The organism is Flavobacterium sp. N2038, from assembly GCF_025947185.1.
In the GTDB taxonomy this organism is placed as follows: Bacteria; Bacteroidota; Bacteroidia; order Flavobacteriales; family Flavobacteriaceae; genus Flavobacterium.
Genome location: NZ_CP110001.1, coordinates 3,258,474 through 3,270,491, shown reverse-complemented (window position 1 = coordinate 3,270,491; position 12,018 = coordinate 3,258,474). Strand labels below are relative to the sequence as shown.

Annotated in this window: 14 protein-coding genes; 2 read left to right on the top strand and 12 right to left on the bottom strand. The window is 30.9% G+C overall.

Annotated elements, in window-relative coordinates; all coding sequences use genetic code 11:
* Positions 1 to 255: 255 nt before the first annotated feature.
* From OLM51_RS14485 to prmA, 7 genes are all read right to left on the bottom strand, one after another.
* Entirely contained in the window at positions 256 to 729 is a 474-nt protein-coding gene (locus tag OLM51_RS14485; RefSeq protein ID WP_264551311.1) for a hypothetical protein, read from the bottom strand.
* 363 nt (positions 730 to 1,092) lie between these two features.
* Complete coding sequence (locus OLM51_RS14480; RefSeq protein ID WP_264551310.1) at positions 1,093 to 1,614, bottom strand: hypothetical protein; 522 nt, start codon at positions 1,612 to 1,614, stop codon at positions 1,093 to 1,095.
* A gap of 11 nt (positions 1,615 to 1,625) precedes the next feature.
* On the bottom strand, positions 1,626 to 2,078 hold the full coding sequence (locus tag OLM51_RS14475) for a 2-dehydro-3-deoxyphosphooctonate aldolase (RefSeq protein WP_264551309.1): 453 nt from the start codon (positions 2,076 to 2,078) through the stop codon (positions 1,626 to 1,628).
* 26 nt (positions 2,079 to 2,104) lie between these two features.
* Positions 2,105 to 2,785 carry a lysoplasmalogenase gene (locus OLM51_RS14470; protein WP_264551308.1) on the bottom strand — a complete coding sequence of 227 codons (681 nt, stop codon included), beginning with the start codon at positions 2,783 to 2,785 and terminating at the stop codon, positions 2,105 to 2,107.
* 7 nt (positions 2,786 to 2,792) lie between these two features.
* On the bottom strand, positions 2,793 to 4,064 hold the full coding sequence (locus tag OLM51_RS14465; RefSeq protein ID WP_264554295.1) for a sterol desaturase family protein: 1,272 nt from the start codon (positions 4,062 to 4,064) through the stop codon (positions 2,793 to 2,795).
* 66 nt (positions 4,065 to 4,130) lie between these two features.
* Complete coding sequence (locus OLM51_RS14460) at positions 4,131 to 4,406, bottom strand: ATP-dependent Clp protease adaptor ClpS (RefSeq protein WP_264551307.1); 276 nt, start codon at positions 4,404 to 4,406, stop codon at positions 4,131 to 4,133.
* A gap of 35 nt (positions 4,407 to 4,441) precedes the next feature.
* Complete coding sequence (prmA, locus tag OLM51_RS14455; RefSeq protein ID WP_264551306.1) at positions 4,442 to 5,275, bottom strand: 50S ribosomal protein L11 methyltransferase; 834 nt, start codon at positions 5,273 to 5,275, stop codon at positions 4,442 to 4,444.
* A gap of 112 nt (positions 5,276 to 5,387) precedes the next feature.
* Between prmA and OLM51_RS14450 the strand changes: the two genes are divergently transcribed.
* Both OLM51_RS14450 and OLM51_RS14445 read left to right on the top strand, forming a co-directional pair.
* Complete coding sequence (locus OLM51_RS14450; RefSeq protein ID WP_264551305.1) at positions 5,388 to 6,524, top strand: hypothetical protein; 1,137 nt, start codon at positions 5,388 to 5,390, stop codon at positions 6,522 to 6,524.
* Positions 6,484 to 8,820: a hypothetical protein gene (locus tag OLM51_RS14445; protein WP_264551304.1), complete on the top strand. Its 2,337-nt coding sequence runs from the start codon at positions 6,484 to 6,486 to the stop codon at positions 8,818 to 8,820. Before OLM51_RS14450 ends, OLM51_RS14445 begins: the two co-directional genes overlap by 41 nt.
* Before the next feature lie 204 nt (positions 8,821 to 9,024).
* Here the strand turns inward: OLM51_RS14445 and tpiA are convergent, their stop codons facing one another.
* From tpiA to OLM51_RS14420, 5 genes are all read right to left on the bottom strand, one after another.
* Complete coding sequence (tpiA, locus tag OLM51_RS14440; protein WP_264551303.1) at positions 9,025 to 9,777, bottom strand: triose-phosphate isomerase; 753 nt, start codon at positions 9,775 to 9,777, stop codon at positions 9,025 to 9,027.
* Between the two features lie 51 nt (positions 9,778 to 9,828).
* Entirely contained in the window at positions 9,829 to 10,329 is a 501-nt protein-coding gene (locus tag OLM51_RS14435; RefSeq protein ID WP_264551302.1) for a TlpA family protein disulfide reductase, read from the bottom strand.
* 304 nt (positions 10,330 to 10,633) lie between these two features.
* Positions 10,634 to 11,302 carry an alpha/beta hydrolase gene (locus OLM51_RS14430; RefSeq protein ID WP_264551301.1) on the bottom strand — a complete coding sequence of 223 codons (669 nt, stop codon included), beginning with the start codon at positions 11,300 to 11,302 and terminating at the stop codon, positions 10,634 to 10,636.
* A gap of 75 nt (positions 11,303 to 11,377) precedes the next feature.
* Positions 11,378 to 11,530 (bottom strand): hypothetical protein, encoded by a 153-nt coding sequence (locus tag OLM51_RS14425; RefSeq protein ID WP_264551300.1) that lies wholly within the window; start codon positions 11,528 to 11,530, stop codon positions 11,378 to 11,380.
* Positions 11,527 to 12,000 carry a DUF6934 family protein gene (locus OLM51_RS14420; RefSeq protein ID WP_264551299.1) on the bottom strand — a complete coding sequence of 158 codons (474 nt, stop codon included), beginning with the start codon at positions 11,998 to 12,000 and terminating at the stop codon, positions 11,527 to 11,529. The genes OLM51_RS14425 and OLM51_RS14420 overlap by 4 nt, the downstream gene beginning before the upstream one ends.
* Between the last annotated feature and the right edge of the window lie 18 nt (positions 12,001 to 12,018).

Below are 12,018 nucleotides of genomic sequence, written 5' to 3'. Positions count from 1 at the left end.
TGATTTTTTGACAGTGCAAAGGTAGTTATGATTTATGAGTTTCAGATTAAGATTTAAGATTATTTTAAGATGCACGCATGTTAATTGTGTAGTCTTTTTATTACTTTAATGTTTTGTTTGCATCTATTTTTTAAATTAACGAGATTATTTTAATAAAGAAACTAAAAAGGCAGTTTTATTGAGAATAATTCAAGCTAACAAAAAGTTAAGACCTTAATCGAATTAAGAGAAATTAAGTTAACTTATTCAACACTTTTAATGTCTGAGATTATTTTTATGCTGCTTTAAGACAGCTCTTTCAGTTTTGAGATAAAATCTCCAGAAAAGGGCCTGACTAATAAAAAATAAAATGTTGATTAAGGTAATGCTGTAAACAATAAGATGAGTTTTTTGAATTAGTTTTTCAGCATCTAAAGGATTAAAATTGAAAAACTCATGAAAACTAATTTTAGAAATAATAATAGCAGGAAGAGTGAGTATAAAATGAATTAAAAATCTTTTAAAACTAAACTCCTTCAAAATGACAGAAAGTTTCCAATAAAAATAAACGGTAACCATTAGAATCAAAAATTTAAATAAATCACCCATAATTTCTCCGGGAAAAATATTCGTATTCCAGCCTGGAACTAATGAGGTTAAAAAATCTGACTGCAGGTAAATGGTGTAATATGGAAATATAATTAGGGACAAAATCAAGAATACTATAAATGCCGTTTTTGTTCTGATCATATTTGTTTTATCTAAGTTGTTTATCCCTCCATTTTTTGATTAGAAATTGAATAATTATAATAACGATGAGAACCAAAATAAAAAACAGTGTGGCCATGATGAAGCCTAAAAAAGGCATTCCGCATCTGGTCACATTTGGATGCTCTTCAAAGTATTTTGAGAAATTATAATTTACAATATATATCGCTAAAAAGGAAAAGACTAATTGCGCTATAAAACTGATCCACGATATGGTACTAAATTTTAGTGAGGTAGATTTGTAAATAGCTTTTGTTCCTAATATTAATTGAAATAATAAGGGCAGAAGAATTAAAATAAAGGGTAACCGACTGAGCATGATTTAATTCTTTATTGTTCGTTTTCTTAATTTTTATTTGAAAAATGTTCTGCTAATGCGGTTTTTAATATGAAATTTTCAAATTCTATTTTATCAATATATCTTTTAGGAATTATCACCGCCGCTTCATTTTCAGGAAAAGAAGGATTTACATTTGTTCCAAAATAATAAATTGCATTGTTTTCCAGAACTCTTTGTACGTCTTTATAATATTTCTCACTTTTTCCAAATATTATTTTTTCATGATCAAAAGTAACTTTGATATTTTCATGAGCATAAATTCTTTGAGCTTCTTTTTCGTTGATATGCGTGCTTCTTTTTTGCGTCCATTGATTATAAAATTTTAAACCTATTAAAATCAGTATAATAAGTGAAATGGAGATAACCAGGAAATATATAATAAAACCAAAAATTATAGAGCAAATTCCTAACGCTGCTACTGCTATTACTATTTTTTTTAAAGAAACTTTTTTTTGTGCAGTGTTAAGAGCCCTTGCAGCTGCAAAGTCATCACCAAAAATTTTTATATCATAACTTATTTTATCCATTCAAAAAAAAATTATTCTTTCTTTAAACTCAATCCCATCGGTACCATTAAAATTCCTTTTTCATAAATGTTCAAATAAAGCGTGATTGGTTTCTTTTGTCCTTCCCACGTTAATTCGTAAACATTTAGAAATCCGGCTCCCATGTCGCTTCGTTTTGTTGGAAAAGGGCAACAGGTCTCCATACGTTTATACGTGATTTTTTCGCCATTAGGACCAGCAAGAGCATTAAGGAAACGAACTTCGTTTGCTGCCTCGTCTCTGGTATTTCTAAAAAATATATTTACAGGATAATCTGGATCATAACCGTATTTTTTGTCTTTGCTGAATAATGAAATTACAAACGTATTATTTTTATTTAAAACTAAATCCGGAGCACTGTCATCAACATTTTTCAAAGTCGATTTTGTGCTTATACAGGAAGCAGTTGAAATGAGTAAAACAATAAACAGTGCTATTTTTTTCATGACTAAAGATTATTACCGGAACTAAATTATACTTTTGGTTTTTTTGGATTCAGTTTTAATATCCCAACCACAATCAGATATTGTGCCACAAGATACGTTAGCATGATAAAAAATGAACTTTTCTCAATTGGAGAATAGAATTTGTTGATTGCTAAAATACTATCTGAAATTACAAACACTATTGCCCCTAAAAAAACGTAAAGATTGCCAGGTTTTTTCCATATTAAATAGCCATTAAAAGCAAACAGAAGCATAAATGAAATAACCGTTGCATATACAATTACCGGAATTTTTAAATCTCCCAAAGAAGGTAATAAAAGAGCAAGCATTCCAACTAAATAAAGTGCTATTACAACAGATCCAATTGCAAATACTGTTTTGTTCTTTTTTCTTTCTTTTTTACCTTGTTTATTAAAAAGGACACAATACAGAATGTGTGAGATTAGAAAAGCCACTAATCCAAGGATAAAGTAAATTTCGCCCATATCTGTAAAGAGCAAAATCACATCGCCAATCCAGGAAAATAATAAAGCGCTTAAAAGTAGATTTTGGGATGGAAATTTTCTGTAAAAATAGGCTCCTAAACTTAAAAGGGGAATTAAGGCAGGTTTTAAAAAACAATCCAGATTTTCGTATCCTAAAAGCATAGCAAAGAGATAGAAAATGCTAAATAGAATGTAGGTTTTAAAAAATGTTGCGTTTCTCATCGTGGGGTTAAGATTTTATTAGTTGGTTTTGGTAGGTTTTAAAATCGATTGTTACAAAATAAACTGTAATTAGAAACGATAAACTTAGATAAGCTAAAATAATATAATTACTGGCAGAAAAAACATGGTTTAAACCAAACCAGTCTCCATAATAAGCGATAATTGAAACTACGGTTGCAAAACGCAGACCTTCCCAGAAGATAGCATATTTACTTTTGTCCATCAGTTCGGTATAACTGTAAATAGTTACCAGAATAAAAAAGCCATAAATAAAGATATTTGGAAGTCCGATTTTGGCAATATTATCAAAGAGATAACTTACAAACAAAAGCGTAATTAACATCTGTGCAATTGACCAGTAAACTAGTTTTGATGAGTTTTGTGTACCGTATTTATCAAATTCAAAAACATTTTCGATTTTGTTTACCGGATATTTTTCTTCAAAATTTTCAGGTCTCCATCCAGTTGGTTTAAACCAGATGGTGAGTTTGTCTTTCCAGTTTTCGGCACGCCATGCATCTTTAATTAATAAACTTAAGTGCTGGAAATTTATACGAATAGGATTCCAGGTGTTTGCTGGTCTTGTTATACCAAAAACAGGTGGAACATCGTCTAATTCTTCCTGAAATGTGCCAAAAAGTTTGTCCCAGAAAATAAAGATCTGAGAATGATTTTTATCTAAATATTCAGGATTGATAGCGTGATGCACACGATGATGTGAAGGTGTCACAATAATGTGCTCCAAAAAGCCCATTTTTTTGATGTGTTTGGTATGATACCAAAACTGCAAAAACAAATGCAATGGCAATGTGATAGCGATAACAGAAGCCGGAACTCCTAAAAGGGCAGCAGGAATTAATAAAAAAGTAAACAAGTTAACTAAACTGGCAATGGGCTGACGAAGGGCACAGGCCAGATTGAATTCTTCGCTGCTGTGATGAATTGCATGTTTGTTCCAAAGAAAATTGATTTGATGTGCCAGACGATGGCTCCAATAACCATAAAAGTCAATGACAAAAAAGCCAATACAATAAGAAAGAATACTAGGTTCTAAGTGCTGTAATGCAATTTTAGAAACCAGCCATTCATACGACAGGAAAGTTATACTTAGTCCCAGCACATCTTTTACAGAATTTGTAATTCCTGAGCTAATGCTGGACACACTGTCTATTAAGGGCGCAGTATCGTCTTTTTTATAAATGCCATATAACTTTTCTATCACTATTAAAGTTAGAAAAATGGGCATCGCAATAATTAATATCTTTCCGTATTCTTCCATAAAAAAAAACATTCTATTTTATTTCAAATATAGAATAAAATAGAATGTTTTTTAAATTATTTGCAATTAAACAATTTCGGCGCTAAGCCCAGCTTCCAAAAGTTGTAAACATTGAGGTTTTAGTTTGTCAATAGGACCCGTTTTTACAGTGCATTTTCCGTTGTAATGTACAATTAAGGAGCATTGTTCTGCTTGTTCTGCCGTGTGGTTACAAACGCGTATTAAGGTATCGATAACATGATCAAAAGTATTAACATCATCGTTATACATAATGATTTCATTATTGAATCCTGTCGCTTCTTTTTCCCGAACTCTTTCTCTTACTTTTTCTTTAGTACTCATCTTTTTTAGTTTTTGTACTTTGTAATTGATATTAACTAATTTACGTATTTTAATGAAACCCAGTTGTTTCTTTGAATTTTTTTAACATAAGTTAAACCTTTTTCAGTACATGAAGCGTCGATAAAAGGAACATCTTCTTCATAAAAACCGCTAAAAAGTATAATACCTTTTGGGTTTAAAGAATCAACATAAGCCTGCATATCGTTTAATAAAATATTTCTGTTGATATTAGCAATAATCAGGTCATACTTTTTACCGGCCAATAAAGCAGCATCGCCTTCATAAACACTGATATGTTTGCAATTATTGCGTTCAGCATTTTCGATAGAATTCAGATAACACCAGTTGTCAATATCAATTGCATCAATTGGTTCGGCACCTTTCATTTCAGCAAGAATTGCAAGAATTGCAGTTCCGCATCCCATATCTAAAGTTTTAAGCCCCTTAACATCCATTTCTAATAAATGCTGAATCATCATATGTGTAGTTTCATGATGTCCGGTTCCAAAACTCATTTTTGGTTCAATAACAATATCAAATTCGGCATCTGTTTTTGGATGAAAAGGAGCGCGAACGTGGCATTTGCCGTCAACATCAATTGGTTCGAAGTTTTTTTCCCATTCCTCATTCCAGTTTACCTGATCGATTTCTTCAATAGTATATTCGATTTTAAACTCTTCCGATTGTAAAATGTAAATATCATCCAGAATGTTTTCATCCCACAAATCCTTCTTCACAAAAGCCGAAATTCCATTTTCAGTTTCTGTAAAACTTTCAAATGCTTTTTCGCCTAATTCAGCAACTAAAATTTCTGATCCTAATTCTTTCGGCTCAATCGTAAAATGATATCCTAAATATATATTCGACATAAATTATTTTTTTGCAAAGGTATGAATACAAAGCAAAAGTTGTTTATAAATAATTCGTATTCTAATAATTATTAATGTTAAATTTGATTCAAATTGTAAGGATTTTTTGAATATGAGGAATGTTATTTTTGTTTTGCTCTTTGTTGTGTTAACCTCAGGAAGTTGTGAGAATGAACACGAAGTTATACGATCATTTTGTTATTGGAAAACCGATTTGAATTTTGATAAACAAGATGATTCTTTGATACAGAATCTAAACGTAAAACATCTTTACGTGCGTTTTTTTGACATCGACTGGAATCCTTATGCCAAAGAACCTTTGCCTGTAGCTACCATTTATGATATAAGATTAAATAATAGCAAGCCTGACATAACGCCAAGTATATTTATAACAAACGAAGTTGTTTTGCAATCAAGCAAGCAACAATTAGATAGTCTGGCGGTTCGAATTGCTAAGCGTGTGCATCAGATTGGAGTGAAAATGAACGAGGTCACCGCAGATAATAACACAAATGCGATTGTTTATCCAAAGGATTATTATAAAAATGAAAATTATAAGCGCCTCGATTACGATTCTGTAAAATCAATAGAGTTAGCCAAATTAAAAGTCGATTTCAAAGAGATCCTGATTGATTGCGACTGGACACAAAAATCTCAACAGAATTATTTCTATTTGTTACATCAAATCAAAAAAGAGTATCCAACAGCAAAAATTGCGGCAACAATAAGATTGTGGCAGTATAAATATGCTGAAAAAGCAGGAACACCACCAGTAGATAAAGGTTTGCTAATGTGTTATAATATATCAAAACCAGATGATTTTAAAACTAAAAATTCAATTGGAACAAGCGAAGAATTAGCACAATATATTACGCGTGATAAATACAAACTAAAACTCGATATCGCTTTGCCGTTGTACAGTTGGGCAGTAGTTTTTAGAGGAAATCAATTTAAAGGAATTTTATCTGATTATGATCAATTGAGAAATGATAGTCTCAAATTAAAAAAGATTTCAGACTCTAAATATATTCTTCAGGACGATGTATTAATTGGACAAACCTATTTGCGGAATGGCGATGAAATCAGAATTGAGAAAATCTCTGAAGATGAACTTGAGAAAATGATTTCGATTGTAAAAAGCAAAATTAAGATTGATAATCAAACCAAAGTGACATTTTTCTCTTTTGATAAAAAATACATCAACGATTATGGAATTCCAAATATCACAGACTATTATGCGCATTTTTAGTAGCCTACTTTTAGTTTTAAGTTTTCAGGTTTCTTTTGCCTGCGGCTGGAGTGTTTCTCCTGAAACCAGCAGACTGGCTTTGTTTAAAGCGCAACGTGAAGGATTTTTTAAGCTCACGCCATTTTACTATTCCGCAGATTATTACTATTCGACAAATACTATTTCAGGTGTTGATCAGGAATTGAATTGTTTAGAATGGAAGAAAAAATTGGGAAATCAGATTGACCCTAAAGATGTTCATACTATTTTGTATGAAACAGATTCTGAGCAATTTGAAACAGCTTTTGAAAACAAATCGCTAAAAAAAGCATTTGAAAAAAACACCTTTATTGAGGCGCTGCTATTACCAAAAAATAAAGCTTTTTTAAACTATATAGTGTTTGCTAAAAAACTGGAATACAATAGTAATACAGAAGTGAAATGGGAATCATGGTCGCAAATTGGTTATGGAAGCAAAGAGCATAAACTTGCAGATGTAACCGATTTTGAGAAGAAAATAAAATCGGCAAAAGATACTTTCCTTAAACAGCGTTATGCATTTTTGATGCTGAGATATAGTTTTTATGCTCAGGATAAAAATGAAGTAATTCGTTTGTATGATACTTATTTTGCAGATAATAAGAATACTATTTTAGCCCCTTGGGCCTTATATTACAAAGCATTGTGTATTGATGATTTTCCTTTGCAAAATTATTTATTAAGTAAAGTTTTTGCTGCCTGCGAAGAAAAATCATTTGCTGTCCTGCAACATTATAACTGGAAATTAACCGCAGAAACCTTAGCCTTAGCACAAAACGATGAAGAACGAAGTGTAATTTTGGCAATAGAAAGTTTTCGAAATCCTGCACCGGATTTAAAAACAATTGAAGAAATCTATGCGTTAAGCCCAAACAGTGTCAATTTGAGCTTTTTAATTGGAAGGGAAATCAACAAACTTGAAGACTGGATTTTTACACCACAATATACCAATAACGGAAGTCCATCGGTCGTTTTTAACGGAACAGTCTGGTATGATAATTATGCCAAAGCAAAAGAAGAAAATTATAACAAAGATATTTTGCATTTAAGAGCATTAGAGTACTTTTTGATCTCTATACGAGAACAAACATCAGGAGAACAAAAAGATTACATAACTGCGGCAATTGCTCAGCTTTGTTTTATTGATGATCAGGTTGATGAGGGGAAAAAATATACTAATATGATTTCTGATAATGCCAATGCATCAATAAAAATGCAAAAGAATATTCAATTGGCTTTGGTTTCATTAAAACAAGATGATTTAAAAAGTGAGAAAGTGCAAAATCAGCTTTTTGCATATTTTGATTCAGTCGAAAATCTGGTGGAGACGGATTACGGATTGTTTAAGAATTTATACAGTTTGTACAGAATTGCCAGTGCTGATTTTTCGAAAAAAGGAGATCGGGTGTCAGCAGGTTTGTTAATGATGAAATCTGACCTTAAAAACGAAGGAGAATATTCTATTTGCAATAATCCTTATTATTACAGTTATATCGGTTATTTTGACCGAAGTGCAACAGTAGAAGATATGGATCATTTAATGGCACTAAAAGAAAAAGAAGACAAAACACCTTTTGAAAAATATATTTGCTCCGGAACAATTGCTCCGGATATTAATTATTATAAAGACCTGAAAGGAACTATTGCTTTTAGAAATAATAATTTAGAGTTAGCTCTTAAAACTTTTTCAAGTATGCCAAAGGATTTCTGGGATAAAAACTATGAGTTTAAAAATTACTTAAACGAAAATCCTTTTGCTCCTAAAATTCTCCAGAATGATAAAGAACGCAAATTTGATTATCATTTCAATAAAGCCGATTTTATTGCTAAACTTATTCAATTGAAGAAACAGAATACAGCCGCTAGCAATTTGCAATTGGCTCATGCGTATTTTAATGTGTCGTATTTAGGAAATTCATGGATGATGGTGGCGTATGACTGGACATCGGGAGAATCTTATGTTGATTATGTTTATGGAGACAATTCGGAGCATGAAAAGAGCTATCAAAAAGGTAATTATTACGGTTTAACCATGGCTAAAATGTATTACGAAAAAGCCTTAAAAATGTCAAAAAACAATAATGAAAAAGCCTTAGCCAGTTTAATGATTTTTGAATGTAACTATTATAATCATTATGCTAATATTGTTTCGGCTGAAGAAGAGGAAAAAAATCCATTTAAAGCAGGGCAGGAGCTGGTTAATTTTTATTCCGTTTATAAGACAACACCAACGTTTAAAAGATACAATTGCCCGTTATTAAAAGCATTTATAAACTAAAATTTTTTAACCATATAAGTTATTTTTCACCATATAAGTGATATAAGTTCATTTAAAGTTCTTACTCGAAGTCTCGCTTAAATTTTCTTATATCACTTATATGGTTTAAAATAGACACAAAAAAAGCGTTCGGTTTACGAACGCTTTTATTATTTAGTAGATTTTAAAATCTTTTTGAATCTTTTAATCTGTGGCTAAATGTTTTTAGATTGCAGTAACGATTGCTAAGAAATCATCTGCTTTTAAAGCAGCACCTCCAATTAAACCACCGTCTACGTCTGGTTTAGAGAATATTTCTTTAGCGTTTTCTGGTTTTACAGAACCACCGTATAAAATAGAAACTTCGTCAGCGATTTGAGCTCCGTAAGCTTTACGAACAACTTCTCTGATAAATTCGTGCATTTCCTGAGCTTGTTCTGGTGAAGCAGTTTCTCCCGTTCCAATAGCCCAAACTGGTTCGTAAGCTAAAACAACTTTAGACCATGATTCTTTTGCAATTTGAAATAATCCGTCACGTAATTGATTTTCAACAATGTTGAAATGATTTCCAGACTGACGGTCTTTTAATTCTTCTCCAAAACAGAATATAACAGTCATATCATGCTTTAAAGCAGTATCAACTTTGTTTGCGATTAATGCATCAGTTTCGTGAAAAATAGCTCTACGCTCAGAGTGACCAAGAATTACAGTGTTTACACCAATACTAGTTAACATATCAGCAGAAATTTCTCCTGTAAAAGCACCACCTTCTGCCTGGTGAACGTTTTGAGCAGAAACACCAATTGTAGTGTTTTTTACTTTTGCAACTGCAGCTTGTAAGTTTACAAACGTTGGTGCTACAATTACTTGTGCAGTAGTTTTTGCAGGTATTTTAGTGATTAACTCGCTTAATAATTCTTCAGTCTGTGCTGCGTTTTTATGCATTTTCCAGTTTCCTGCAACAATCTTTTTTCTCATTTTGGTAGTTTTTATTATTCTTTTAATTTTTGCTTTTAATAAGTCAAAGACTTATTCATATTGTGTAGTTTTTACCGTCTCATTGATTTTATCAAAATCAGTTTCAATAGCACGGTATAATACAATAGTACCAGTTCTGTCAATAACAATGTATCTTGGAATCCAGTCTAAATCAATTGCTTTTCCAAAAACACCTTTCATACCGTCATTCATCATAAAATGATCTCCTTTTAATTCGTGCTTTTCGATTCCTGCTTTCCATTTGTCAGCTGTTTTATCAGCAGAAAGGAATAAGTAAGATACATTTGGATTTGCAGCTTGTAATTCTTTTACTTTTGGCATTGCTTTTACACAATCTCCACACCATGAAGCCCAAACTTCAATAACCAGATTTTTTCCTTTATATTTTTTTAAAATGTCTTTAAATGCAACCTGACTTCCATCTGCTGCTAATAATTTTTCTGATAAAGCCTCTTTTGAAAAACTTGTTTTCTGTGCTTGTGAACAAGAAAATGTAATAAATGCAATAACGATTAGGGCTAATTGTTTCATATAAGTTTCTATTTTTATTTTAATACTGAATTCACAAAGTTAAACAAACAAATGGAATGCCAATTGTAGATTAACAAAATTTCAAGACTAGCTTATTTTATAACAAAACTGGAAATTTAGGTTAGAAAATATCGAATGAAATCGTAATAGTTGAGCTTAAAACAGACAGTTTTTTTAAATGTTTTTTCTAATGATTAAAAAATGGAGAAGAATTTTACTTCTCTGATAGAATTTTGAAATAAAAAAACGTCAGATTTCATAAAAAAAGCCTTCAATAAATAATTCTATTGAAGGCTTAAAGATTTTAGTTTAAGTCGTAATTTCCGTTTGCCCATTTTTTACATGGAGCAATCCAATTATCTGCAGCTTTGTACAAAAAGCCATGTTTCAGATTCGTATTTAATTCGATTTCCTTAAAATGATTTATTTTGAGTTTAGAAGTTTCCTTTCTCTTAATAGCAGAAACGCCATAAACATCTGATTTTTCGTAGATCGTTAAAATGTTTCCGCAGAAATTAATATCCGGAATTTTCGTTATGTCAGAGTCCATAAAGCATCCAATAAAAACAAAATTCACATCTGGATTGGCTAAAAAAGTCGAAACAAATTGTGCAATGTAACCACCTTTTGAAGTCCCGATAACAGTTATTTTATCTGGAGAGATTCCTTTTTTTAATAAACCTTTGATTTGTTTTACAATCTTTTCTGCATAATCTGCTGCATTTGTATTTTTCTTTCTTTTTTCGCTAAAAACAATAAAATTATCTTTTCTAAAAGAAGCCAGAATTTCGTTGTATTCAGCTTTACCATATTCGGGATGTGCAACATTTAAATCATTTTGTTCTACAAACGCATTGTGCAGAAAGAAAATATAGCGTTGGTCTTGTTTAGCTGTTTTTTCCTGACTAGAAGCCATAAAAACAAGAGATAGAGTAAATAAAAATGTAAAGAAGATTTTTTGAAAGTGTTTCATAGAATATTATTTTTTTATCATAAAAAAAGTCCATTTTACAAAAGGACTTTTTACTTATTTATATGTTGACTTAAATTATAAATTCACATTAAAAGTAAGTTTATTAACTTCTTCTTGCTTATTTGATTCTGTAATTTTTAAATCGTCTAATTTTCTATCAATCTTTATTTTGGAATTAATAGAAGCATTTTTGTTTTCAGCTGATTTTTTTCTTACTGTAGCTTTCATAATTCTTTTCTTTTTAATATAAAACCAAAAAAATCGCCATTTGTTTTAAACGGAACACTTACAACATTTTCAGCCTCATTCTTTATTGTTCCAAAGATAGTGAAAGTTTCAGATAATTCCTCTAAATGAATTGATATTGCTCTCCTGTATAAACGTGTTCGTCCAGGTGTACTGCCTTTAAAAAAGACCATCTTTTCAGGATATTTTTCTGTGAAAATATAAACCGATTTTGCGACGGTAGCTAAAATGATATTTCTGTCTCCGTTGTCAGTTATTATTGAATCATCCAAAATATATCTTTCCTGAACTTCATTATAAATTAAATCTCCAAATGCCAGATTATAAATTTCTTTAGATTGAGTTGGATTAAAAGTTATAACTTTCGTTATTTCTCTATTTGGTCCGATGCTTTTAAATTCCAAAATAGTTGTGTCAGTATTTCTATAAAGATCGTATTGTAGATGTTTCATTCTTTTGTCTTAAATTCA